Source organism: Pedobacter sp. (genome assembly GCF_035317785.1).
GTDB lineage: Bacteria > Bacteroidota > Bacteroidia > Sphingobacteriales > Sphingobacteriaceae > Pedobacter.
In genome coordinates this window covers 1-22,985 of the sequence record NZ_DATHGC010000004.1, presented here as the reverse complement: position 1 = coordinate 22,985, position 22,985 = coordinate 1, and the positions used below count along the sequence as shown (strand labels likewise).

Sequence of the window (22,985 nt, the reverse complement as noted above, 5' to 3'; positions counted from 1 at the left end):
GATAGGTGATATCCCATAAGCTAAATCTTCATACGCTCCTGCTGATCCTGGCATTGGCTTTTATTGCCGGGCCGGTAAGCGCGCAAGAACCCACATTCTGTACAGGGTCGCTGGGAGATCCGGTCGTGAACATTGATTTTGGGAGGGGATTCGCCGATATTGGCCCAAATCCCGGCTTGCCGACAACATACAGATATGTCAACCCCAATTCAGAATTTGTCAGCGACGGCAGTTTTACCATTGCGAAATCAACACTTGGTTTCAATAATGGATGGTATAACGTGCGCAATCATACTCCCGGGGATTTCAACGGCTATATGATGGTTGTCAATGCCGATTATAATCCAGGTGTCTTTTATGAATCAGCAGCCTCCATAGATCTGTGTCCTAACACCACTTATGAATTTGCTGCATGGGTCATAAATATATTAACGTATTCCGGAAATAAGCCCAATATCACATTTTTTATCCTTTCTACAGATAACGATGTTTTAGGAACTTACAATACAGGTGACATTCCCGATGCAGACCCGAACTGGAAACAATATGGTTTTCTTTTCCGAACTACGGAGGCGGGCCGTATAAAGATCAGGATGGTAAACAACGGCCCTGGTGGTGACGGCAATGACATCGCACTGGATGACATTACCTTCAGGGCATGCGGGCCCAGAATGACCGTCGGGGTGAACAATACGGACGAATCTACAGCAAATGTCTGTGAAGGAAATGATGCCACTATTAAGCTTTGTGTGGATGTAGATGGTCCTGCTACGCTAAGGTACCAGTGGCAAATATACAACGGAAGTACCTGGCTGGACATTGCCGGGCAGACAGGCACGACAATAGACGTTCCATTTGACAGAAATGCCGCGCTTGGCAGATATGATTACCGGCTGGCAGTAGCAGAGGGAAATAATTTTAATTCACCAAGGTGCCGGACAATGTCTCCTACACTTACCATAAATGTAAACCCCTATCCTCAGCCGCAGGCATTGAGTAACGGGCCGGTCTGTCTGGGTGATGCGATCGTTCTCGATGTTGCAGACATTGCAGATTCCTATGAGTGGCGAAATCCTGCGGGAGAACTCATCGGGACAACAAAGTCGGTTCCCATTCAAAATGCTACTTACGCCATGGCCGGTACTTACACGGTAAAAGTGAACAGCCGGGGTTGTGAAGCAGGCGCTTCGGTTGACATCACCATTATCCCTCCGCCTGAACCTGTTGTTGGCAATCCCGCTCCGGAAATCTGTGAAGGCAAATCTGTTGAACTCAGTGCATCCGGTGGCACCTATTACAGCTGGTCGCCAGCTGAAGGCCTGTCCGATCCGGAAATAGCAAATCCAATAGCCTCCCCGCTCAAAACCACATTATATACGGTCAAGGTGATGAGCGGCTCCTGCTTCCGGACGACCACGGTAAATGTAATTGTCAACAAAATACCCAAAGCGGATGCTGGTCCTGACAAAAAGGTCCTGCTGAGCTACGATACCAAACTTGAAGGGAAAGTGGCCGGCGATGAAATTGACTTCTTCTGGACTCCTGCAACAGATCTCGATGATCCAAGATCGCTGAACCCTGTGGCCTCACCTACCCGGAATACCAATTATACGCTAAATGTGGTCTCCAGGCTGGGTTGCATTACTGCGGTCGATGAGGTCTTTGTAAAGGTTTATGAAAAGCTGATCGTACCCAATGTTTTCAGTCCGAATGGCGATGGTATAAATGACCTTTGGAACATCACGGCAATAGACGCTTTTGACACCCCGAATGTCAAGGTCATGAACCGGTATGGAGAAATGGTTTTCGAAAGCTCAGGATATACCAAAGCCTGGGACGGAAAATATAAAAACAATGACCTTCCCGCTGGCGTTTACTATTATGTGATCAAATTGAGGGGTAACATTAAACCGGTCAGCGGTTCGGTTACCCTCATCAGATAAATAAACTGCATGCTTTATTCTCATTTTGAAATACTATTTTTGACCTGATGTATGTTATTAAAGTAAAGGGCATAGCCAAAATACCAGACTACGTTCAATTGAGGGATGACAAATTTACTTTATTGGCGTATTTTAGGGTCGATAGGCCTGATAAGTCGCTGGACAAGCTTGGCCTTGGTGATAAGTTGCCCTACATTATGAGTTTTGTAAATGATCTTCCTTTTGGACAGATCGCTAAAATTGATATTTAAAAATGAGTGGAAACGCAGTTATAAATTTAAGAAAAGTCGATGTATTTCAGCAGAAGCATTTGGTTTTATCAGATGTGAACCTGAATATTGACAAGGATGAGTTTGTTTTTTTAATTGGCCAGACCGGATCCGGAAAAAGCAGTCTGCTTAAGATCATATACGGCGATCTTCATATTGGTAATGGTGATGGCCTGGTGGCGGGCTTTGATTTAAAAAACCTGGCCATAAAGGATGTACCTTATTTGCGCAGAAAGCTGGGGATCGTTTTTCAGGATTTTCAGTTGCTAACCGACAGGACCGTTGAAAAGAACCTTGAATTTGTATTGAAATCGACTGGCTGGAACGATAAAAACCTAATCCAGGAACGCATCAAAGACGTTCTGGAAAAAGTTGGATTAAGATCCAAGATCAGGAAAATGCCGCATGAGCTTTCCGGCGGAGAACAGCAGCGTGTGGTGATTTCACGTGCATTGCTAAATAATCCTGAGATCATCCTGGCAGATGAGCCTACAGGGAATCTTGATCCTGATACTTCAGAAGAAATCGTGCTGCTGTTAAAACAGATCAGCCAAAGCGGAACTGCCGTACTTATGGCCACTCACGATTATCACATCATCCGTACCATGCCTTCCAGAATTATAAAATGTGAAGGTGGCATAGTGCATGAAGATGCACAGATCGTTTAACCCAAAAATCTGACAAAACATTCTTTTTCAGTCATTCTGGTCAGTATATTTTAACTAAAACTGACAGCATGACTGAAAAATACTATTGGCAAAACTTTTGAACCTTCATCCAAAAATTCTACTATACCATGTTTAGCAAGAAGAAAAACATTACAAAGGAAGACCCTACTGTGGAGAATAATAACGAAGTGAAAACAGAAGAGCGTGCAGAGAACGTGGAAAACGCAGAGCGTGCAGAAGATGCAGCGGCAGAAGAAACTGTCCCCGAACTTTCTGTGGAAGAGAAACTGCAGCGGGAAAATGCTGCTCTGAACGACAAATATTTACGTTTGTTCGCCGAATTTGACAATTTTAAACGCCGCACCCAAAAAGAACGCACAGAACTGTTACAGACTGCCGGAAAAGATGTGATCGTTTCCCTGCTGCCGGTTTTAGACGATTTTGACCGTGCAAATAAAGCCATTGAAAGCGCTACCGACATCAATCCGATACGTGAAGGGATTTCACTGGTACACAGCAAGCTGAAAAACCTCCTGGCTCAAAAGGGTTTAAAGGAAATGGAGAGTATCAATACACCATTTGATACTGATCATCATGAGGCCATCACTAAAATCCCTGCTCCTAATGAGGAGATGAAAGGGAAAGTAATCGACGAGCTGGAAAAAGGCTATACATTAAATGATAAAGTGATCCGCTTTGCTAAAGTTGTAGTGGGTAGTTAATATTATATGAGTAAAAGAGATTATTACGATGTGCTTGGTGTAGCCAAAAACGCATCTGCCGATGAGATTAAAAAAGCTTATCGCAAACTTGCTATAAAATATCATCCTGATAAAAATCCGGGAGATAAAGCAGCTGAGGATAACTTCAAGGAAGCGGCAGAAGCTTACGAAGTACTGAGCAATGCTGAAAAGAAACAGCGGTATGATCATTATGGTCATGCTGGTGTTGGCGGTGCTTCTGGCGGATATGGTGGCGGCGGTATGAACATGGAAGATATCTTCAGCCAGTTTGGCGATATCTTTGGTGGCGGGGGCAGTCCGTTTGAGAGCTTCTTTGGAGGAGGTGGTCAGCAATCTCGCGGCGGCCGCCGGGTAGCTAAGGGTACAAACCTGCGCATTAAGGTAAAACTCTCTCTCGAAGAAATTGCCAATGGCACTGAAAAGAAAATAAAAGTAAATAAACAGATCACCTGTAAAACCTGTGATGGTACGGGCGCCAAAGACCGTTCATCGGTGAGTACCTGTAAAACCTGCGGCGGAAGCGGTGCAGTACGCAGGGTGACCAATACGATACTGGGCCAGATGCAAACTACATCTACCTGCCCTACCTGTAACGGAAGCGGCCAGCAGATCACTGCAAAATGTAATTCCTGTCATGGTGAAGGTACGGTAAGAGGTGAGGAAACCATTACCATTAACATACCTGCCGGCGTGAGCGACGGGATGCAATTGAGCATGAGCGGCAAAGGTAACGCTGCCCCTAACGGCGGCATTCCGGGAGATCTGATCATTCTGATTGAAGAAATGCCTCACGAAACACTAAAACGCGAAGGAAATAATATCGTTTATGACCTGCATGTTTCTATAATAGACGCAGCGCTTGGTTATAGTGCAGAGGTGCCTACCATTGACGGTAAGGCGAAGATCAAAATAGAGCCCGGAACACAAAGCGGAAAACTGCTTCGTTTAAAAGGTAAAGGTATCCCTGAAATCAATTCTTACCATCGCGGGGATGAGATCATCCACGTAAATATATGGACCCCTAAAGCCTTAAGTTCTGAGGAAAGGGCTATGCTGGAAAAATTAAGGGAATCTCCTAACTTCAAACCGCAGCCCGGTAAAAACGACAAGAGCTTCTTTGAGAAAATGAAAGAGTATTTTGAATAAATAAGCAAAAAATACAAAAAAGGCCGTCTGTTTGACGGCCTTTTTTGTGCAAAAAACTTTATTCCTGTGTTGTTGTTGTACGATAAAGAGTCTTATGGAAAAACTTCAGCGCAGTGTTTATACCCTTTTGTTTTTCTTCATCTCTTTTGCGGGCTTATATTTTGCGGCAAGCTTTTTAATCCCGGTTACTCTTGCTGCTGTGTTTTCCATGCTGTTCATCAGACTTTCCAGCTGGTTTGAAAGTAAAAAGATCAGCAGGCCCGTTTCCTCCCTGCTTTGTACACTTATTTTCCTGTGCGCTATTGGCCTCATTGTTTTTCTGCTCTCCTGGCAATTGCAGGGCCTCGCTGAAAATATGGAAACGATGAAACAACGACTAACCACAACATTTTCTAATTTCCAGCAATGGCTCCAGGAACAAATAGGAATTAACAAAACCACCCAGAAAGAGATCGTCAAATCACAAAGTGAGGGCTCAGGAGGTATAATGACCGGCTTCGCAAACAGCATTTTTGGCATTCTGGTCAATGCTGTTCTTGTCATCGTATATATGTTCCTTTTTCTATGTTACAGAAGTCACATCAAAAAGTTCATACTGAAAATTGTACCCGGCGATGAAAAGACAAAGGCAGACAATGTTGTTCATAAGGCCGGGAAAGTTGCCCAGCAATATTTAAGTGGGTTGGGTGCAATGATTGGCGTATTATGGATCATGTACGGAATAGGATTTTCCGTGGTGGGGGTGGAAAGCGCAATTTTCTTTGCTATCCTTTGCGGCATCCTGGAGATCATTCCTTTTGTCGGCAACCTTACCGGTACCGCTATCACTATTCTGGCGGTACTCGCGCAGGGCGGAGACAGTAAAATGATCATTGGGGTGATCATTGTTTACGGACTGGTTCAATTTATACAGACGTATATCCTCGAACCGCTTATTGTCGGTGAACAAGTCAATATTAATCCGTTGTTCACCATTATGGTAATTGTGCTGGGTGAGACACTTTGGGGTGTTGCCGGGATGATCTTAGCCATTCCCTTATTGGGCATGGTGAAAATTGTATGTGATCATGTCCCAGATCTTCAGCCCTATGGCTTTCTAATCGGAACAGCGCATCAGCGGAGTAAAAAAACCGGGTTAATTGATAAAATAAAAAGAACTTTTAAACATCATGACTGACTGGAGAATTGGCTGTTCGGGTTTTTATTATAAAGAATGGAAAGATATTTTCTATCCTCCGGGATTACCGCAAAAACAATGGTTTAAATATTATTGCCAGCATTTCAATACGATAGAGATCAATTCATCTTTTTACAGACAACCGTCTCCAAAGAGCTTTCAAACCTGGTACAATGACAGCCCGGACGATTTTTTGTTTAGCATAAAAGCTCCGCGTACCATTACACACTACAAGAGGTTCATTGACGTAAAAGACGAGCTGAACAGTTTTTATGAAGTAATAAATGAGGGACTCAAGGAGAAGCTGGGCTGTGTGCTATTTCAGGTACCCCCTGGTTTTTTATATACTGAAGAACGCATGGAGCTGGTACTGAACAGCATGAAAAAAGGGTTTAACAACGTATTTGAAGGCAGGCAGATGAGCTGGTGGAATACAGCTGTTTTACAGGAATTTAAAAAGCACCACATCATTTTCAGTGGAATAAGTTATCCCTCAGCGCTCCCGGACGACGTCATCCAGGATATTGACCCCGTATACTACCGTTTTCACGGTAAACCGGAATTGTATAAATCTGAATATTCTAAAGCCCGGCTTAAGGATTTTGCAGAGGACATCAAAGATTCACACAAACAGGTTTACGTATATTTCAACAATACCTGGGGCGGTTCAGCGCTAAAAAACTCCAGACAGCTGATCGAAATAACAGCAAACAAATAAGTATAAATTAATAGCTTTACAGTCAGCAAAAGACCCTGAATGAAAGCCGCCGTTATAGACCTTGGAACCAATACTTTTCACCTGATCATTGCAGAATGCTCTGGTTCTGATGTGGAGGTACTTTACAAAACAAATGTTCCTGTCCGGCTCGGACAAGGACGCATCAATGAAAACATCATCATTCCTGAAGCTTTTGAAAGAGGGATCCGGACCCTAAAAGATTTTAAGCCCGAAATCGATAAGCACCATGTAAATGTGACCCGTGCTATTGCCACATCTGCCCTGAGAAGTGCTGATAACGGCCAGGATTTTGTCGATGCAGCAAAACTGGCCGGTCTTGAAATAGAAGTGATCAGCGGTGATCAGGAGGCAGCATATATCTTTGAAGGCGTAAAGGCGACCGGAACAATCGATGGAACTTCTTTGATCATGGATATAGGCGGCGGAAGTACGGAATTTATCATTTGCGATGAGAAAGGACTGATCTGGAAAAAAAGCTATAACCTCGGAGCGGCCCGCCTGATGCAGGCCTATTTCAAGACGGATCCGATCAGCAATGAAAACCAGGCCGCGATCATCGCTCACATCAGCAGGGAATTAAAAGACTTGAAAGAGGCTTGTAAACAGCACAATCCACAGCGTTTAATTGGTTCTGCAGGTGCATTTGAAACCTTTGCAGTATTGTTAAATGAAGCTATAGATTTGCAAAACACCATTTCTGCAGAACTTGATCCTGAAGCTTATAAACAACTGGCCGGTCAATTGATCAGATCCACCCATGAAGAAAGAAAGCATATCAAAGGGCTGATCCCTCTGAGGGTTGACATGATCGTAATTGCATCTATACTTACCAATTATGTAATTAAAGAGCTTGACCTTAATTCCCTGCACCTGTCTGCCTACGATCTGAAAATGGGGGTGCTGTACTCGATCTGTCAATCAAATGGCCAGTAATGCCTGATAAAGCTTTTCAGTAGGTAAGCCCATGACATTGGTATAAGAGCCTTCGATCTTTTCAACGGCTACCATGCCAATCCAATCCTGTATACCATATGCCCCGGCTTTATCCAGAGCATTGTAGTTCTCCACATAATAATGGATCTGTTCATCTGATAATGCCCTGAAGTAAACCTCGGTAAGGTCATAAAAAGATACGGTATTGCCTCTGCAACTCAGGCTCACTCCGGTATATACCTGGTGTTTTGAGCCGGATAATTTTTTGAGCATTGCAATCGCATCATGTTCATCTGCAGGCTTACCTAATATTTCGCTGTTATAAGCCACAATCGTATCAGCCGTGATGACAATGGCAGCTTCGCTGTCATTTAAAAAAGCTGCGGCCTTCTTTTCAGCGATATGAACCGCTATTTCGGAAGGCTGCAGGTCATCAGGATAGCTTTCATCCACGTCTTTAAGCATTACTTTAAAATCAAGATCCATTGATTTCATTAACTCTTGTCTGCGCGGGGATTTTGAGGCGAGGATGATCGGAAGGTTTTGCTTATACATGCTGAAAATTTCTGCTAAAATAATAAAAGCGACCCGGAGTCGCTTTTATTATTTTTATATCATCCGGCTTATTGGCCGCCACCGTTTGCCTCTTGTCTTTTTTTCATGGCTTCCTTACGTTCTGCAACCCAGGTAGCAAATGCTTTTTTCTGATCATCATTCAATACTGCAGTGATTTTTGCATCCGCTTGCTCATTTGCTTTTACCATCACTCCTCTCCACGCAGTTCTGTCATCGCCCAGTGAATCACGCAGCTTCCTCATTTTCGCACCTTGTTCCAAATAGATTGCTGAAACCTTTGCTTTTTGATCATCACTTAGTTTTAGCTTCTCGGCTAAAGTTTCAGTTTGTCTTTTAGCCCTTTCTTCAGGAGTACCGCCACGGCGGCCCTGGCCGTCCTGTGCATTTGCGAAAGTTATTACACTGAATAACAATCCACAGATCATCAATAATTTCTTCATGTCGTTTTATCGTTTTGTAGGGATTAGAGGGCTAATGCGGGCAGAAGTTTAATCGTCCGCAGTAACATACTTGTTGCAATTGCAGCGATTGAAATCATTTGCCTGAATCGGCTGCTGAAGGATGCTCATCAAACCATTTGTGCTGCACCCTGAGTACCTTTTCAATGATATCCCTGACAGCCATCCTTCCCCCGTCATACGGAGAAATGTATTGGGAAAGCGCTTTAATCTCCGGCATTGCATCGGCGGGGCAAGTTGGCAGACCCACTACCTGCATTATTTTAAGGTCGGGAATATCATCTCCCATATATAAGATCCGGTCTGCGGTAACCTGGTATTTTTGCAGCAGACTATCCAGTATTTTTACTTTGTCAGAAACACCGAGAAAGATCTCCCGGATTCCCAGCCCTTCAAAGCGCTTCTGCATGGCCTGTCCTCTGCCTCCGGATATTACACAAACCAAATAGCCTCTCTTTACCGCAAGCTGCAACGCATAACCATCTTTAATGTTAAAAGTACGGAGAAACTCACCACTATCAGATGCGATGATGTCACCATTGGTCAGCACACCATCTACGTCAAAAATGAACGTAGTGATCTCTTTAAGCTTCTGCAGAAACATTAGTCCTGATTGTCACGCCACTCATATACCCAGGCAGACTGGATTTGCTCCAGGTGGCCTTCATTACTTTCTTCACGGGTACCCCTAAAATTAGGCAGTTCAAGCACCCAGTTGATCAGTTCAGTAAATCTTATCCTGTATATTTTGGATTCATTAAACTCATCACCAAATTTTTCGTAAAGCTCCTGGGCAATATCTTCATGGTCATTCCAGTATATTGGCAAAGCAAATTTATCCTGCATATTATTTTTTATTTATTCATTAATGACCTAAAAACTCGGACTGGTCCGGTATTTTAACCTCTATATCTCCATTGATCACCACACACTGACAACCCAATCTGGAAGTGATCCTTGGGCGCACCGCCCTGTCAATGAAGTCTTCTTCCTTTTCAGAGATCTCCTGAATATTGTCCATGCCTTTTAATACATAAACATGACAGGTACTGCAGCCACATACACCACCACAGTTGTGCTGTAATTCTATTCCGTTATCCAAACAGGCATCCAAAACCGATTCACCGCCAGCTATTGGCAATTCTATTGGTTCCTTTCCGGCCTCTTCAAAATTTATTTTTAATTTAAAAATACTCATAATCGTGTTCAAAAATAAGCACCAAAAACCGCAATTTAACTATTAACGTGTTTTTTTAATGCTTTTGCTTAATGCCTGATAGATTTCCTGCAAATGTGGCTTACCCTCAAGCAATTCCATGTGCTTTAATATGGTCTGCTGATCATCACGCACCGCCGGTCCGGTTTGAACATTCAAAGGCAGATCATGCCGGACCTTTTCTGCGGTCTCCAATATCAGCGGTCTTAACATTTCAAAGTCAAGACCATTATCCTCGAGAAGCTGATTGCCCAATGCATAAAGGTGGTTGACAAAATTACAGGCAAAAACAGCAGATAAATGCAAGATCTTGCGCTGGTCACTTGTTGCTTCATATATCAGGGGGCTCAATTTAGATGCTATACTTTTCAATTTATTCAGCGCCTCCCCATTGCCCGCTTCAATAAACAGGGGAACCTTCACGAAATCAATTGGCCTGCTTTTAGAAAAAGTCTGCAGAGGATACAGCACACCATAGTTTTCAAAAGAGGAAAGGACATGAAGATCAGTAGCGCCTGAGGTATGGACGACTAAAGCCCGTACACCTTTCAGGGCCTTACAGACTTCTGCAATTGCATCATCTTTTACTGCTATCACCAGTAAACCGGCATTGGTATCAACTTCAGACAGGGCAGAAACAGGCCTGGCTCCTACCAGAGTTGCCAAAGCGGCAGCATGCTCAATATTTCTGCTCCAAATCTGATCAATATGGGCTCCCGCCGTCTTTAATGCAAGAGCCATATGTGTTGCCACATTTCCCGAACCGATAAAAGTTACCTTCATTAAACCGTTCCAATTTCTTTCTGTCTTCTGAAAATAGACAACAGGAAGCCGATCACCATGATAATAGTACCTACCCAGTATAAATTGATATATGGAAACTCGATAGATTTAAAAACAACCCAGTCCTTTGCTTGCTGAGGCTTTTCATACACCTGCAATTCCACTTTACCCTGATCTGGAAGCACTTTTGTGAATCGTACCCTCAGTCCGAGTTCATCAATGTTTCGTGCAAAGTCAAAGACATTATTCCCTTTAACTAAAAAGATCGGCTCCGTTTTATAAACTTTACCACTTACTTCAACTTCCAGCGGCAAGCCCACAGCCAGATCTCCTTTGGCAAGCACCAGGTTTTTTGCCTCCGGTTTAGGATTTATTGCTTTAACGGTTAATACTCCGCTGCTGGTATGTAAAGTATCCCCCACACTTACATTAACTATCCTTGGCGCCTTATAATTTTCTTCCTCACTATGTCCCTCGTGGGCCTCGTGGTCCTGCTCCTCTTTTAAGGGAGCGCTTGTAATATGGGTATAGATATCATAAGTGAGGTAATGCTTGGTATCAGGTGAAGCGATCAGGCCCATCTTTTCGTTGGACTGGATGTGCGGATTAAGATCGAAATCTTCTTTCAGTGAACCATCCTTTTCATTAAAGACCTTGAAGTTCAGTTTGTAGAAAGTATTAGGGGCTACAGTGGTATCGCTGGTATAGGTTACCGTGTAGCGGCCCATTTTCTTAGGTTCATTTTTATAAAGCACGATGTTCTCGCCTGGCTTTTCAGCTTTTTCAAAATCCTTTACCGGAATAAAATTAGAAGCATTTAATGAAATCGGCTTGTTGGTAGCCGCGGCGACCAAAGCACCCAAAAGCAGTAGCGCAAAACCTATGTGTGCTACTGCAGCTCCGACAAGTTTCTTTTTACCGCCAAATGCCAGGCCAAGCACCTTTACATTAGACATGATTGCGAATACACAGCTAAAGGTAAGCAGGATGAACATGAGGTTTTGGTAGACATTGGTGATGTAAACAAATCCTGCTGTGATCGCCATAGAGAATACCACAGTTGCAATCAGACCGCTATAGAATTTGCGCGGATCTGTACGCTTGTATTTCATGAACTGCGAAAAGCCGGATATGATGGTCACTAAAATAGCAAATGGCGCCTGCCACTGGTTATAATACTTGACAGCATCTATCGGAGGTGCGAAGTTAGTGCCGAAAGCGGCGTTAAACACAGGCACAGAGGTCACGAAAATAACCTGTATGCAAGCGATGGTGACTACCAAAGAACCGATAAACATCCAGAACTCCCTGGAGTAGGTCTCCTCGTCCTTATTGGTAATCGGAAGCTCTTTCCAGCGGAAGATCAATAAAAATACAGGGATAAGCAGGAAAACAACGTTATATAAGATCAGGTGGCCAAACATTCCCAGATCTGTAAAAGAGTGGACAGAGGTCGACCCCAAAATACCGCTTCTGGTCAGGAAAGAAGCATACAGCACTAAAATAAAGCTTAAAAACACCAGTACAATTGCTGTAAAATAAGCGTGTCCGGTATTTTTAAAGGCGATCATCACATGTATTCCGGCGATAAGTGTCAGCCAGGGTATGATCGAAGCATTTTCCACCGGGTCCCATGCCCAAAAGCCCCCAAAGTTCAGCGCTTCATAGGCCCAGAAAGAACCCATGATAATGCCCGTACCCAATATCATTACTGCAAACAAAGCCCAGGGCATTGCAGGCTTGATCCATTCTTTATATTTCTTTAACCATACCCCGGTAACGGCATAAGCAAAAGGCACCACCATACTTGCAAAACCCAGGAATAAAGTCGGCGGATGGATCACCATCCAGTAATTTTGCAATAAAGGATTTAAACCTCTGCCATCAGTAATGAACTTCAGGTAATTCCTGAAGTTCTCAGGATCAGCAAACACAACCGGCGCCATTGATTTTAAGTCCAGGGCATCTCTCATCAGTATGAACGGAGAGCTTCCGATTCTTTCCCCAAAGATCTCTACACCCAAGAGCATGGAAGTCAGAAATACCTGCGAAAAAGCAACCACAGTCATTACTCCGTTTTCCCAGGTCTTTGCCTTCCACATCAAGACCATTCCCAGCAGCGATTGCCAGAATGCCCAAAGCCAGAAACTTCCTTCCTGCCCTTCCCAAAAAGCAGAAACAATATAATAAACAGGAAGTTCTTTGGAAGAATGGGAATAAACGTAATAATATTCGTTATAATGATTCAGTATCAGGAAAAATAAAGTGGAGCCAATCCCGATGATGCTCAGCCAGTTTATAAAAAAAGCAATGCGGCCAAGGCGGGTCCAGGACTGATCTGAGAGGTCCTTATTTTTTGCTGCGAAGAAATAAGAGATCGTCGATAACAGGGAAGCCCCAAATGCCAAAACAATAAAGAACTGCCCGATTTTACCCGGAAGGAGGTTTTCTCCAATAAATTGTATATCCATTAAGATTAATTGTATTTTTCTACTTTACCGTCCTGCTTCACTTCTACAAGATCATTGTTGTATTTAGATGGACATTTCATTAATATCTTGGAGGCATAGAAAGTCCCTGCCTTCATTTCCCCTATCAGCACCAACTTCTCAGAGCGTTCAAAATCCTGTGGCTTAGTGCCCTTGTAAACAACCTTGTTTACCATGCCGTTCTGGTCTTTCATAAAAAAAGAAAAATGATTGGCATCCTTTTGAGGGTCGTAATGAGTACCCTTTGACTTTTCCCAATACCCCATCACATGAAATTCTCTCGAATCTTTTGCAGCTTCAGTAAAATTTGAATAGCTGCTGGTGTCTGCATTCAGACTCACCAAAAAGCACACACAAATAGCTATTGTAATTAAACCAATAATTGCACTTTTCTTCATGTTTGTAATTAAGCTTAAAAAGAATGGTACAAAGATAAAAAATATAAGTACCTAAAGTCTTTTAGGTCTGTCCAATTGAGTTAGATGACAGTTTATTGATAGTTCTCTGACAAAAACAAGGTCAACTTAGCCGTTATGAATGATTGTCCCGAAAAAAATACACTAATCTTTGTATTCTGATTTAATCAGTTCCGGCATCGTTTTTCTCAACTTTAACACCTTAGGCCTGGAGACATTCCTGATGTAGTAATCCCATGAATTCCTCCTGTAATAATCCTGATGATGGGTTTCCGCAGGAAAAAAAATCTTAAAGGCGGTAACCTCCGTAGCTACAGGAGTTACATATCCGTTTAAGGAATCCAGCTCACTGATCTTGCTGCGTATGATGATCTCTTCCGCTTTTGAGCGGTAAAAGGCGATGGAGCGGTAGTCGGTTCCGACATCCGGCCCCTGTCTGTTCACCTGTTTAGGGTCATGAGAATTAAAGAACGCAGCGGTCAATCTTTCAAAACTGATCACTTTGGGATCATAATACACCTGCACAGACTCTGCATGACCGGTTTTTCCGGAAACTACCTGTTCATAGGAAGGGTTCGCTGTGGTACCACCGGCATACCCGCTGATGACCTTGTTCACACCTTTTAATTCTACCAGACATTCCTGCATTGCCCAAAAACATCCCCCCGCATAGGTCGCCACAGCTTCCCCTGGTTTTGCCGGAACGACCACGGCAAACCCATTTTTGCTTTCCAGATGCTGCCCCTCATTGCAGGCAGCTATCAACACGATAAATACAGCCAAAAGATGCGTACATTTCATAATCGTAACTTTAGTACAATATACGTCAAAGCCGGTCCCCGGATTTCAGGGGAATGTTTTAATAGCAAAATTCTGACAAAAAAAGGGTGCCTGAGCAATAAAGCCCTGACACCCCTCTTAATACCTGTTATAAAGACCTATGGCCAGATACCAAGGCTCATATAAGAAACCGCAATTTTATCAATAGAGCCCACAAAAGCAGCCGTCCTTAGCGTTTGGACACCTGGCTTGGTGATCAGGTTCTCCCTGATCTCGTGGTAAGAATGGATCATGGTGTCCTCAAGTCCGGAATTGACCAGTTCCAGTTCAGAAGCGCCTTTAACGATCATCATCCGGTTCTCGGCAGGAATCTTCTTTCCGGTCAGGGCTTCCATGGTATTGATCAGGTTGGCATTGGAATTTTCGGCATACCTGTTTTCCATACGGCCAAAGGCCACATGAGAAAGGTTTTTCAGCCATTCAAAATAGGATACCGTAACGCCGCCGGCATTACAATACATGTCCGGAATGATGATCCCGCCCATCTCCGTAAATATGACCTCAGCTTCCGGTGTACACGGTCCGTTTGCACCTTCGGCAATGATACGGGCTTTGATGTTGCGGATGTTATTTTCGGTGATCTGGTTTTCCAAAGCGGCAGGGACTAAAATGTCACATGGCTGCTCCAGACCTTCCATAGAATTTTTAAAGTCAGTAGCGCCGGGAAATCCTAAGATCGAACCTGTATTTTTACGGTGTGCAAACACCTCGTCAATATTAAGCCCTTTAGCATTGTAGATGGCCCCTTCAAATTCGCACAGACCCACAATGGTCGCACCAAATTCCGAAAGGAATTTCGCAGAATGGTAACCCACATTTCCAAGGCCCTGAACAATGACCCTTTTGTCTCCAAGACCCGCCTTAAAGCCAATCCTGGCCATATCTTCGGCTATATTCACACATTCTTTTACCGCATAGGCAACACCACGGCCTGTAGCTTCCTTACGACCGCGGATACCATGCAATGCAATAGGTTTTCCGGTCACACAGCCCAGCGCATCCAGTTGTCCCGGGTGCATGGTCATATAGGTATCGGCTATCCAGCTCATTTCGCGTTCTCCAGATCCATAATCAGGAGCCGGTACATCAATGCCGGGGCCAATAAAGTTCTTTTTGATGAGCTCCGTAGTATACCTGCGGGTAATGGTCTCCAGCTCAGCTACCGAATAATTTTTAGGATTGATGCAAATACCACCCTTTGCGCCCCCGAAAGGAACATTCACAATCGCACATTTGTAAGTCATCAGTGCAGCCAGCGCCATCACCTCATCCTCATTGACCATATCAGAATAACGGATACCGCCTTTGGTCGGGTTCATGTGCTGAGAGTGTTCCACACGCCATGCATCAATCACTTCAAAACCATTTCCCCTGCGAATGGGAAACTGGAAGCGATACACACTGTTACAAGCTTTGATCTGATTTAATAGTCCTTCCGGATGGGAAGTAAATTTTGCCGCACTGTCAAAATTTTTGCATACGTCTGCAAAAAATTTTGTCTCGTTTGCTGAATTAGCCATTTTAGTTTTTTATGAATTTGAAATAAGTTGTTAGTCTTATGGTGCAAAATTGCATTAAAAAAAACGATTATTACAAACACAGACTCCCTTAGTGTATGCGACACACTACGGCCACTGGAGCCCAAAAACAACGATTAAACGATTTAAAATTAGTTTTTAGCCTAAGATTTTTTCTCGATTTTTTTTAATCTTTTATCTAAGGAGAATAGATAAATAAGCAGCCCTGCCAGAATTATAACAATACAGATCACCACAACGTAAATTTTACCATTGCTTCTCATGGTATCAGCCATCTCTATCTGCCCCTCCTGGGCAAACAATTGTACCGAACTTAGCAGCATCATTAATGCAAATATGACCTTCTTCATCTTATGAATTTTGTTTGTTTTCTAATAAACGGATCCTGAACCTGATGGTATATACCCAATACCCTATCAATATCCATCCAAGGCATGCAGGATAAAAGACCAAACGCATGTTCCTGTCCAGATCATAACTGTTGAACCCCGGGTTCCCGCCATTTCCCGGGTGCAGTGAATCCTGCAGCCGCGGCAAAACGAACAACAGCACCACCATCATCGGAAAAGCGAAAATATTGTAGATCGCCGAGATCTTAGCCCTTTTCTGTTCTTCATCTATGGCATTACGAAGCACTGAATAGGCAAAGTATAACAAAATGGAAATGGCCGCGAAATTCTGTTTTGGATCAAAACTCCAGAATTGCCCCCAGGTATACTTGGCCCAGATCGCTCCGGTCAGCAGTCCCAGTAAACCAAAAATGATACCGGCATTCACGCTTTCTACGGCCCTGATGTCATCATTTCTATCCTGCGTGAGCAGCGATCTGACACTATAAAAAACAGATATAGAAAACAATACGATCATGGCGAACCACATCGGAACATGAAAATACAGGTTCCTTATCGTTTCATTCAATATGGCCAGATGCGGCACTTTAAGCAAAAGGCCTGCAACCGCAGTATATACTACCAGTACAGATGCCAGAATTTTCCACCAGGTTTTATTCATATGTTGATTAGCATTTAATCAGATCAAAGTTAGCAATACATTTTTTTATTCTCATCAGCCCATCCAGCAAACTAGTCCCTCCATAAGTAAGGAAACAAAAGCAGAGAAACCGAAACGACCAGTACATTGACCACCAGCACCATTCCGATATCGTCCCAGCTATTTTCCCATGGCAGCCCGTCGACTGCATTTTTTGCAAGCTTGATCAAAAGTATCAGCACAGGAATGATGATCGGAAAGCTCAAAATGGCCATCAGCATGCCGCCGTTCCCCGCTTTGCTGGCAATTGCCGAAACCATAGTAAATACCGTTGAAAAACTGATACTGCCCAATATCACCGCAACATAATACATCAGCAGGTCCGGAGGAGAAAAGGTATCAAAGACCAATAAATAAAAACCCAGTGCGATGGTCGTCAGCATCAGCATCAGTAAGACATTGTAAATGGTTTTAGAGATCAGTATAGCTGAAGGGCTTGCCAGAATATAACTATACAGCTGCCTGCCTTTTGTCTCCTGCAAAAAACTCTTGGATACACCGTTAATCGAAGCAAACAGCATGATGATCCAGAACAGGGCATTCCACGCAAGCTTGTCATTGAGGCTGATGAAAGATAAATAACAGGTAAAAATGGTGGATACTACGTATAACAAAACACCATTAATGGCATATTTTGAACGCCATTCCAACAGCAATTCTTTCCTTATTAAATATTTTACCTGGTGTAACAGTTGCATGCAAGGACAAATATAATTTAAATCGGGTATTTTTTCCGGTGCCGAACCAATATCAGTGGAAATTTCAATAATATTGTATTGCCATGATAAATAATTACACCGCCGGCAGATGAACGAATACCTGGAAATTATACTCAGAAGTCTGGCTGTATATGCCTTTATGCTGATCGCCATCAGACTAACCGGAAAGAAGGAACTCTCCCAGTTAAACACCACCGATGTGGTGCTGATCCTGCTGATCAGCAACGCGGTTCAAAATGCCATGGTCGGCACCAACACCAGTTTAGCAGGCGGACTTATTGCAGCAGCGGTACTGTTTGCGTTAAACTATCTCCTGAAGAAGCTCATGTTCAAAAGCACATGGTTCAGAAACCTGATCTCACAGCAACCAGAGATCCTTATCCACAACGGTAATCTTGATTTTACAAAACTCAGCAGGCTGGGCATTACCAACGATGAACTACAGGAAGCCATGCGGGAACACGGGGTAGAACACTATAAAGATGTAAAACTGGGAATCCTGGAAGTCGATGGAAATATCAGTATCATCAGCGGAGACGAGCAGCTCAGGCACACCAAATACCTGCGTAAAAGAAAGCACAAATCACTCGGCAACCTGAACTAAACCTGCTCAGCTAAGGTTCCTTCCTGGGGTGCTACTTTAACGACTTTTGGCTTCCTTACCGTCGCTAATATAAATGCTCCTGCCACGATCACATACCAGCCCCACTTATACTTAACCATACCGGCAGCAAAATTCACCAGTTTTTTGAAATGCAGAAAACTGAAGGAGTCATGTGCTTTAAAATAAATACCTGCGAGCGTGATCAGCACCAAAACCACTGCAGCCAGCCCCGAAAACCTGACCAGACCTGATTTCTTCGCAAAGGCGCCAATAAAGCCTAACAAAACCAATGCGTAAAAAGCAACCGCCAGCCGCATGTCAATATCAAAATAGTTCCAGTTGCCGATGATCGGTAAGTGCATCAGCGGACTCAGCCCCCCTATTGCCATCAGTGCCGAACCTATAATTCCCTGCCTTCTCATCTCCTGTTACCCCTGGGTATTGATGCCCATTTTATCCGCAAAATGCGCGCAGTAATCACGCAGGTCTTCTACAATCAGCTTTTCACCGGTAGCTTTCAAAAAGCTGTCGCCCATGGTCTGCAGCGTTTCATAAAAAAATCTTTTCATTTCATCTACAGGCATGTCTTTGGTCCAAAGATCGATACGCATAGAATTTTTATAATTGTGGTCCCACAATGCCAGCATCATTGATTTCACAGGCACTTTTTCCTGGCTCTGCGCATCGGTTGATTCCCATAGAATGTTATCAGGTACATTATTATCGTCTAATTCTACCGTGATTTTGATTTCTGCTTGCTTCATTAACTTATACTGGATTTTATAATAAATACTAAAATGACAATGAAAATAACCAATACCCCTTCTATTATCCAAAGCTTTTTCAAGCTGGTGATAAATTTTCTGAAGATCAGGTCAGATACAAAAAATACCACCGCCGAAAGCAAACTGAATCCGGCAAGTGTATAGGTCATATCAATTTGCCCTGGGCGCTGTACCGGCTGCTTATTCCACAACAGCAATACGCCAATAACCAGGCAGATCGAAGAAACAATGTTAAGCGGCGTCAGTTTCATTTTTCAAGGCAAATTTATTTTTTGAATTTTCTTCTCTTCCATGCCGGCTCCTTAGACGGCTTTTTCCTGGCGGCCGCCGCTATTGCCGCAGCATGTTTCTTTTCGTGGAATGCCCCTTTAAAATCCGGATCGTCCTTACGCTTCTGATCATCAATAGCCTTTGCGATGGCCTGTTTTTCATCATAAGGCGTTTCATCCACAAAAACCTCCCCGGGCAAAGGTACAACAGTAATTTCCTGCCTGATCAGTTTTTGTATTTTCTCAATGTAATATTTTTCAGCAGGAGTGCAAAAAGTCAGGGCATCACCCTTGGCATACGCCCGGCCTGTCCGGCCAATCCTGTGCACATAATCTTCGATGATGATCGGAACATCAAAATTGATCACATGACTCACTTCTGTCACATCTATCCCCCTGGCCGCCACATCTGTAGCTACCAGTACCCTGATATTACCTTCTTTAAAACTATTGATCGAATTGATCCTGGTATTTTGTCCTTTATTGGCATGAATCACCCTTACTGCATCCGCGCCAAACCTGCGTTCAATAAAGCTGAAAATATTATCAGCAACGGTCTTGGTCTTGCAAAAAATGATCAGCCGTTTAAACTCCTCATCATTCTTCATCAGGTGCTGCAGCAAATTGATCTTGGTCTTGAAGTTGGGCACCTCGTATAAGATCTGTGTCACGGTCTGCGCCGGAGTGGCCTGTTCCCCTACTTCAACTATAGTTGGATGCTTCAGAAAATCTCCTGCTATTTTTTGCACCAGATCGCTCATCGTAGCAGAAAACAACAGGTTTTGTCTTTTGCGGGGCACAATTTCCAGAATCCGGTGAATAGACCTGATGAAGCCCATGTCCATCATCTTATCGGCCTCGTCCAGCACCAAAAATTTCAGGTATTGCGTGTTGATATGCCCGGCCAGATAGATGTCCAGAAACCTGCCCGGCGTAGCTACAATAATGTCCACACCCGCTTTGACCTGCTCGATTTGGGTTTTAGGGCCCAGCCCCCCGTACATCACAACGGTACGTAAGTCGGTGTACTTTGAAAAAATCTGTACATGCTCGGTGATCTGCATAGCCAGTTCCCTGGTCGGCGCCAGTATGAGCGCCCTGGCATGCTCACCCTGGGCATATTTCAGCTGCATCAAAATGGGCAGCACATAGGCAGCAGTCTTACCTGTCCCTGTTTCGGCTATGCCAAAAAGGTCCTGACCTGATAGAACAGGCCCTATCGCTTTTTCTTGTATCGGCGTGGCAACCGTAAATCCTGCGTCTTCCACAGCATTTAAGATCTGTCGATTGAGGTTAAACTCTTCAAACTTTTTGGGCATTTTGCAAAAATAGGCAAAATTTATTTAGCAGCCCGACGTCTCGTCCAGTCGTTCCATCTAATCATCCAACATCCTGACACAATCGTCGAAACCATGTCATTGCGAGAAGCTTTTCGCGACGCGGCAATCTCAATTGCGCAGCTTAAAAAACTATTTTAACGCATCCCGCCGATCATTTATTTTTTCTAATTTTGAAACATGAATACCATCCTGATCAAAGCAGCGTCCATTGTAAATGAGGGCAAAATAATTGTGGCCGATGTACTTATCAAAGCCGGATTTATAGAAAAAATAGCCAGCAGTATAAATGAAACTGCCGATCTCGAAATCAATGCAGAAGGCCTTCACCTTCTCCCCGGAATGATTGACGACCAGGTACATTTCAGAGAACCCGGACTGACCCACAAAGCTGACATCTTTTCAGAAAGCATGGCCGCAGTGGCCGGAGGCATTACCTCCTTTATGGAGATGCCCAATACCGTTCCCAACACACTAACCCAGGAATTGCTGGCAGACAAATACCGGATCGCATCAGAAATGTCACTGGCCAATTATTCATTTTTCATGGGCGCATCCAATACCAATATTGATGAAGTTCTGAAAACGGACCCGAAAAATGTGTGCGGCATCAAAGTATTTATGGGCTCTTCTACCGGCAATATGCTGGTCGACAATGAAAAGGTACTTGAAAACATCTTCAAAGAGGCGCCTATGCTGGTGGCTACACACTGCGAAGACGAACACACGATACAGGCAAACTTAGCATTATATAAAGAAAAGTACGGGGACAACATCACCATAGAAATGCATCCGCTGATCCGGAGCACAGAAGCCTGCTACCTATCCTCTTCGCTGGCCCTAAGCCTCGCCAAAAAATACAATACCAGGCTCCACATCCTGCACATCTCCACCGCTATAGAAGTCGGTCTTTTTGACAACATCACCCCATTAAAAGACAAGCGGATCACCGCAGAAGCCTGTGTACATCACCTCTGGTTTGATGATAGGGATTATGCCACAAAGGGCAACTGGATCAAATGGAATCCCGCTGTAAAAACAGAAAACGACAAAATTGGTATACTGAAAGGGGTTCTCGATGGCCATATAGATATCATTGCCACAGACCATGCCCCGCATACCATCGCCGAAAAAGAACAGCCTTATTTGCAGGCACCCTCTGGCGGGCCATTGGTACAGCACGCCTTGTCCGCCCTGCTGGAAATGTACCATCAAAACAAGATCAGCCTCCAGCAGATCGCCGAAAAGACCGCACACAATGTAGCTACCTGTTTCAATATCGACAAGCGGGGCTTCATCAGAGAAGGTTACTGGGCAGACCTGGTGCTGGTAAATTTAAATGATCCCGTCAAAGTTACCCGTGCCAATATCCTTTACAAATGCGGCTGGTCTCCTTTTGAGGGGCAAACATTCCAGTCAGAGATTACCCATACTTTCGTATCAGGAAACCTGGCCTATCAAAAAGGGAAGTTCATGACCAATGAAACCGGCAAAAGATTAGCTTTCAAAAGGTAATGAACAGCGAATACAGGTCCGCCGTAAACAAGTTCCTTCTGCTTTCTGTACTTTCCCTGATCGTATTTATCATTGGTTACAGCGACATTACGGTCGAAATCATTTATTCCGGCGGGCTTTATCAGCTCAGTTCAGTCATCCAGCGTTTCCTTACCGGATCCATCCCATTTGCAACAGGTGATTTCCTCTACCTGCTCCTGATCCTGTACATCATCAGAAGTCTTTTTCTTTTCTACAGAAAAGCTGCCCGCAAACAGTTAAAGCAAAGCGACCGCATTAAGATCCCGCTGCAATGCGTCAATTTCCTGTTTATCCTCTACCTGCTGTTCAAAATCCTGTGGGGCCTCAATTATTCCCGTCCAACAGTTTCAACACAGCTGGGCATCAGCAATGAAAGATACACCACACCGGAACTCGTATTACTGGGCAGGTTTTACATCCGCAAACTCAATGCGCTTCAAAATGTCAGCAGGACCAGGTACAGCATTACTGAGCTCAGGCGCATCGCAAAAGCAGGTTATGACCAGATGGAAAAGAAACATCCATTTTTCAGGTATGCCAACCCATCGGTAAAACCGGTACTCAACGGCTGGATCATCACCAAAATAGGCATTGAAGGCTACTATAATCCGCTTTCCGGAGAGGCCAATGTAAACATGAGACTGCCGGCTACTGAGCTTCCCTTTGTCACCTGCCACGAAATCGCACATCAATTGGGTGTGGGCCGTGAAGATGAAGCCAACCTGATCGGCTACCTCGTGGCCAGCAATAG

The 22,985-nt window shown here is 43.9% G+C and carries 28 protein-coding genes; 11 read left to right on the top strand and 17 right to left on the bottom strand.

The window, feature by feature from the left end; genetic code table 11:
* Positions 1 to 5 precede the first annotated feature (5 nt).
* The 8 genes from VK541_RS00500 to VK541_RS00465 all read left to right on the top strand — a co-directional run bounded on the left by VK541_RS00500 (position 6) and on the right by VK541_RS00465 (position 7,618).
* Positions 6 to 1,943, top strand: a complete 1,938-nt coding sequence (locus VK541_RS00500) for a gliding motility-associated C-terminal domain-containing protein (protein ID WP_324365804.1) — start codon at positions 6 to 8, stop codon at positions 1,941 to 1,943.
* A 47-nt stretch (positions 1,944 to 1,990) separates the two neighbouring features.
* Positions 1,991 to 2,194: a fructose-6-phosphate aldolase gene (locus VK541_RS00495; RefSeq protein WP_285055048.1), complete on the top strand. Its 204-nt coding sequence runs from the start codon at positions 1,991 to 1,993 to the stop codon at positions 2,192 to 2,194.
* A 2-nt stretch (positions 2,195 to 2,196) separates the two neighbouring features.
* The gene (locus VK541_RS00490; RefSeq protein ID WP_324365801.1) at positions 2,197 to 2,880 is read left to right on the top strand and encodes a cell division ATP-binding protein FtsE; all 684 of its coding nucleotides are present in this window, start codon (positions 2,197 to 2,199) and stop codon (positions 2,878 to 2,880) included.
* 128 nt (positions 2,881 to 3,008) lie between these two features.
* Positions 3,009 to 3,602, top strand: coding sequence for a nucleotide exchange factor GrpE (locus VK541_RS00485; protein ID WP_324365799.1), 594 nt, complete (start codon positions 3,009 to 3,011; stop codon positions 3,600 to 3,602).
* A 6-nt stretch (positions 3,603 to 3,608) separates the two neighbouring features.
* Complete coding sequence (dnaJ, locus tag VK541_RS00480) at positions 3,609 to 4,769, top strand: molecular chaperone DnaJ (RefSeq protein ID WP_324365797.1); 1,161 nt, start codon at positions 3,609 to 3,611, stop codon at positions 4,767 to 4,769.
* 94 nt (positions 4,770 to 4,863) lie between these two features.
* Entirely contained in the window at positions 4,864 to 5,946 is a 1,083-nt protein-coding gene (locus tag VK541_RS00475) for an AI-2E family transporter (RefSeq protein WP_324365795.1), read from the top strand.
* A complete protein-coding gene (locus VK541_RS00470; RefSeq protein ID WP_324365793.1) occupies positions 5,939 to 6,664 on the top strand; it encodes a DUF72 domain-containing protein in 726 nt (241 codons plus the stop codon). The genes VK541_RS00475 and VK541_RS00470 overlap by 8 nt, the downstream gene beginning before the upstream one ends.
* A gap of 39 nt (positions 6,665 to 6,703) precedes the next feature.
* On the top strand, positions 6,704 to 7,618 hold the full coding sequence (locus VK541_RS00465; protein ID WP_324365791.1) for an exopolyphosphatase: 915 nt from the start codon (positions 6,704 to 6,706) through the stop codon (positions 7,616 to 7,618).
* Here VK541_RS00465 and VK541_RS00460 read toward each other — a convergent pair.
* The 13 genes from VK541_RS00460 to VK541_RS00400 all read right to left on the bottom strand — a co-directional run bounded on the left by VK541_RS00460 (position 7,604) and on the right by VK541_RS00400 (position 17,682).
* Complete coding sequence (locus VK541_RS00460; protein WP_324365789.1) at positions 7,604 to 8,173, bottom strand: Maf family nucleotide pyrophosphatase; 570 nt, start codon at positions 8,171 to 8,173, stop codon at positions 7,604 to 7,606. The two genes, VK541_RS00465 and VK541_RS00460, sit on opposite strands and share 15 nt — an antisense overlap.
* Before the next feature lie 68 nt (positions 8,174 to 8,241).
* A complete protein-coding gene (locus VK541_RS00455; RefSeq protein ID WP_324365787.1) occupies positions 8,242 to 8,634 on the bottom strand; it encodes a hypothetical protein in 393 nt (130 codons plus the stop codon).
* Positions 8,635 to 8,728: 94 nt separating this feature from the next.
* A complete protein-coding gene (locus VK541_RS00450; protein ID WP_324365783.1) occupies positions 8,729 to 9,256 on the bottom strand; it encodes an HAD-IIIA family hydrolase in 528 nt (175 codons plus the stop codon).
* Entirely contained in the window at positions 9,256 to 9,498 is a 243-nt protein-coding gene (gene iscX / locus VK541_RS00445) for a Fe-S cluster assembly protein IscX (protein ID WP_324365781.1), read from the bottom strand. The genes VK541_RS00450 and iscX overlap by 1 nt, the downstream gene beginning before the upstream one ends.
* A gap of 19 nt (positions 9,499 to 9,517) precedes the next feature.
* Entirely contained in the window at positions 9,518 to 9,850 is a 333-nt protein-coding gene (locus VK541_RS00440; protein WP_324365779.1) for a 2Fe-2S iron-sulfur cluster-binding protein, read from the bottom strand.
* A 42-nt stretch (positions 9,851 to 9,892) separates the two neighbouring features.
* A complete protein-coding gene (locus VK541_RS00435) occupies positions 9,893 to 10,651 on the bottom strand; it encodes a Rossmann-like and DUF2520 domain-containing protein (RefSeq protein WP_324365777.1) in 759 nt (252 codons plus the stop codon).
* Positions 10,651 to 13,122, bottom strand: a complete 2,472-nt coding sequence (ccsA, locus tag VK541_RS00430) for a cytochrome c biogenesis protein CcsA (protein WP_324365775.1) — start codon at positions 13,120 to 13,122, stop codon at positions 10,651 to 10,653. Before ccsA (VK541_RS00430) ends, VK541_RS00435 begins: the two co-directional genes overlap by 1 nt.
* A gap of 5 nt (positions 13,123 to 13,127) precedes the next feature.
* Complete coding sequence (locus tag VK541_RS00425; RefSeq protein ID WP_324365773.1) at positions 13,128 to 13,538, bottom strand: cytochrome c maturation protein CcmE; 411 nt, start codon at positions 13,536 to 13,538, stop codon at positions 13,128 to 13,130.
* A gap of 162 nt (positions 13,539 to 13,700) precedes the next feature.
* Positions 13,701 to 14,357 carry a peptide-methionine (S)-S-oxide reductase MsrA gene (gene msrA / locus VK541_RS00420; protein ID WP_324365772.1) on the bottom strand — a complete coding sequence of 219 codons (657 nt, stop codon included), beginning with the start codon at positions 14,355 to 14,357 and terminating at the stop codon, positions 13,701 to 13,703.
* A 137-nt stretch (positions 14,358 to 14,494) separates the two neighbouring features.
* Positions 14,495 to 15,916: a Glu/Leu/Phe/Val dehydrogenase gene (locus tag VK541_RS00415; RefSeq protein WP_324365771.1), complete on the bottom strand. Its 1,422-nt coding sequence runs from the start codon at positions 15,914 to 15,916 to the stop codon at positions 14,495 to 14,497.
* A gap of 161 nt (positions 15,917 to 16,077) precedes the next feature.
* Positions 16,078 to 16,284, bottom strand: coding sequence for a CcmD family protein (locus VK541_RS00410; RefSeq protein ID WP_324365769.1), 207 nt, complete (start codon positions 16,282 to 16,284; stop codon positions 16,078 to 16,080).
* A gap of 1 nt (position 16,285) precedes the next feature.
* Positions 16,286 to 16,945 carry a cytochrome c biogenesis protein CcsA gene (gene ccsA / locus VK541_RS00405; protein WP_324365767.1) on the bottom strand — a complete coding sequence of 220 codons (660 nt, stop codon included), beginning with the start codon at positions 16,943 to 16,945 and terminating at the stop codon, positions 16,286 to 16,288.
* 71 nt (positions 16,946 to 17,016) lie between these two features.
* Positions 17,017 to 17,682 (bottom strand): heme exporter protein CcmB, encoded by a 666-nt coding sequence (locus VK541_RS00400; protein ID WP_324365765.1) that lies wholly within the window; start codon positions 17,680 to 17,682, stop codon positions 17,017 to 17,019.
* Between the two features lie 109 nt (positions 17,683 to 17,791).
* Here VK541_RS00400 and VK541_RS00395 point away from each other — a divergent pair, with 109 nt between their 5' ends.
* Entirely contained in the window at positions 17,792 to 18,307 is a 516-nt protein-coding gene (locus tag VK541_RS00395) for a DUF421 domain-containing protein (RefSeq protein ID WP_324365763.1), read from the top strand.
* Here the strand turns inward: VK541_RS00395 and VK541_RS00390 are convergent.
* From VK541_RS00390 to VK541_RS00375, 4 genes are read right to left on the bottom strand one after another with little or no spacing between them, the layout of a single operon-like run.
* Entirely contained in the window at positions 18,304 to 18,729 is a 426-nt protein-coding gene (locus tag VK541_RS00390) for a hypothetical protein (protein ID WP_324365761.1), read from the bottom strand. The two genes, VK541_RS00395 and VK541_RS00390, sit on opposite strands and share 4 nt — an antisense overlap.
* Positions 18,730 to 18,735: 6 nt before the next feature.
* On the bottom strand, positions 18,736 to 19,071 hold the full coding sequence (gene gldC / locus VK541_RS00385; RefSeq protein ID WP_324365759.1) for a gliding motility protein GldC: 336 nt from the start codon (positions 19,069 to 19,071) through the stop codon (positions 18,736 to 18,738).
* Positions 19,071 to 19,343: a hypothetical protein gene (locus tag VK541_RS00380; protein WP_324365757.1), complete on the bottom strand. Its 273-nt coding sequence runs from the start codon at positions 19,341 to 19,343 to the stop codon at positions 19,071 to 19,073. The genes gldC and VK541_RS00380 overlap by 1 nt, the downstream gene beginning before the upstream one ends.
* 14 nt (positions 19,344 to 19,357) lie before the next feature.
* The gene (locus VK541_RS00375; protein WP_324365755.1) at positions 19,358 to 20,680 is read right to left on the bottom strand and encodes a DEAD/DEAH box helicase; all 1,323 of its coding nucleotides are present in this window, start codon (positions 20,678 to 20,680) and stop codon (positions 19,358 to 19,360) included.
* Positions 20,681 to 20,878: 198 nt separating this feature from the next.
* On the opposite strand from VK541_RS00375, the gene VK541_RS00370 reads away from it, so the two are divergent.
* Together VK541_RS00370 and VK541_RS00365 are read left to right on the top strand one after the other, a co-directional pair.
* A complete protein-coding gene (locus VK541_RS00370) occupies positions 20,879 to 22,213 on the top strand; it encodes a dihydroorotase (protein WP_324365753.1) in 1,335 nt (444 codons plus the stop codon).
* A partial coding sequence (locus VK541_RS00365) for a DUF3810 domain-containing protein (protein ID WP_324365750.1) occupies positions 22,213 to 22,985 on the top strand: 773 nt, incomplete at its 3' end. The genes VK541_RS00370 and VK541_RS00365, both read left to right, overlap by 1 nt.

Coding starts and splice junctions, on each gene's coding strand:
- VK541_RS00495 (WP_285055048.1), top strand. CDS start 1,991: ATGTATGTTATTAAAGTAAAGGGCATAGCCAAAATACCAGACTACGTT.
- VK541_RS00490 (WP_324365801.1), top strand. CDS start 2,197: ATGAGTGGAAACGCAGTTATAAATTTAAGAAAAGTCGATGTATTTCAG.
- VK541_RS00485 (WP_324365799.1), top strand. CDS start 3,009: ATGTTTAGCAAGAAGAAAAACATTACAAAGGAAGACCCTACTGTGGAG.
- dnaJ (WP_324365797.1), top strand. CDS start 3,609: ATGAGTAAAAGAGATTATTACGATGTGCTTGGTGTAGCCAAAAACGCA.
- VK541_RS00475 (WP_324365795.1), top strand. CDS start 4,864: ATGGAAAAACTTCAGCGCAGTGTTTATACCCTTTTGTTTTTCTTCATC.
- VK541_RS00470 (WP_324365793.1), top strand. CDS start 5,939: ATGACTGACTGGAGAATTGGCTGTTCGGGTTTTTATTATAAAGAATGG.
- VK541_RS00465 (WP_324365791.1), top strand. CDS start 6,704: ATGAAAGCCGCCGTTATAGACCTTGGAACCAATACTTTTCACCTGATC.
- VK541_RS00460 (WP_324365789.1), bottom strand. CDS start 8,173: ATGTATAAGCAAAACCTTCCGATCATCCTCGCCTCAAAATCCCCGCGC.
- VK541_RS00455 (WP_324365787.1), bottom strand. CDS start 8,634: ATGAAGAAATTATTGATGATCTGTGGATTGTTATTCAGTGTAATAACT.
- VK541_RS00450 (WP_324365783.1), bottom strand. CDS start 9,256: ATGTTTCTGCAGAAGCTTAAAGAGATCACTACGTTCATTTTTGACGTA.
- iscX (WP_324365781.1), bottom strand. CDS start 9,498: ATGCAGGATAAATTTGCTTTGCCAATATACTGGAATGACCATGAAGAT.
- VK541_RS00440 (WP_324365779.1), bottom strand. CDS start 9,850: ATGAGTATTTTTAAATTAAAAATAAATTTTGAAGAGGCCGGAAAGGAA.
- VK541_RS00435 (WP_324365777.1), bottom strand. CDS start 10,651: ATGAAGGTAACTTTTATCGGTTCGGGAAATGTGGCAACACATATGGCT.
- ccsA (WP_324365775.1), bottom strand. CDS start 13,122: ATGGATATACAATTTATTGGAGAAAACCTCCTTCCGGGTAAAATCGGG.
- VK541_RS00425 (WP_324365773.1), bottom strand. CDS start 13,538: ATGAAGAAAAGTGCAATTATTGGTTTAATTACAATAGCTATTTGTGTG.
- msrA (WP_324365772.1), bottom strand. CDS start 14,357: ATGAAATGTACGCATCTTTTGGCTGTATTTATCGTGTTGATAGCTGCC.
- VK541_RS00415 (WP_324365771.1), bottom strand. CDS start 15,916: ATGGCTAATTCAGCAAACGAGACAAAATTTTTTGCAGACGTATGCAAA.
- VK541_RS00410 (WP_324365769.1), bottom strand. CDS start 16,284: ATGAAGAAGGTCATATTTGCATTAATGATGCTGCTAAGTTCGGTACAA.
- ccsA (WP_324365767.1), bottom strand. CDS start 16,945: ATGAATAAAACCTGGTGGAAAATTCTGGCATCTGTACTGGTAGTATAT.
- VK541_RS00400 (WP_324365765.1), bottom strand. CDS start 17,682: ATGCAACTGTTACACCAGGTAAAATATTTAATAAGGAAAGAATTGCTG.
- VK541_RS00395 (WP_324365763.1), top strand. CDS start 17,792: ATGAACGAATACCTGGAAATTATACTCAGAAGTCTGGCTGTATATGCC.
- VK541_RS00390 (WP_324365761.1), bottom strand. CDS start 18,729: ATGAGAAGGCAGGGAATTATAGGTTCGGCACTGATGGCAATAGGGGGG.
- gldC (WP_324365759.1), bottom strand. CDS start 19,071: ATGAAGCAAGCAGAAATCAAAATCACGGTAGAATTAGACGATAATAAT.
- VK541_RS00380 (WP_324365757.1), bottom strand. CDS start 19,343: ATGAAACTGACGCCGCTTAACATTGTTTCTTCGATCTGCCTGGTTATT.
- VK541_RS00375 (WP_324365755.1), bottom strand. CDS start 20,680: ATGCCCAAAAAGTTTGAAGAGTTTAACCTCAATCGACAGATCTTAAAT.
- VK541_RS00370 (WP_324365753.1), top strand. CDS start 20,879: ATGAATACCATCCTGATCAAAGCAGCGTCCATTGTAAATGAGGGCAAA.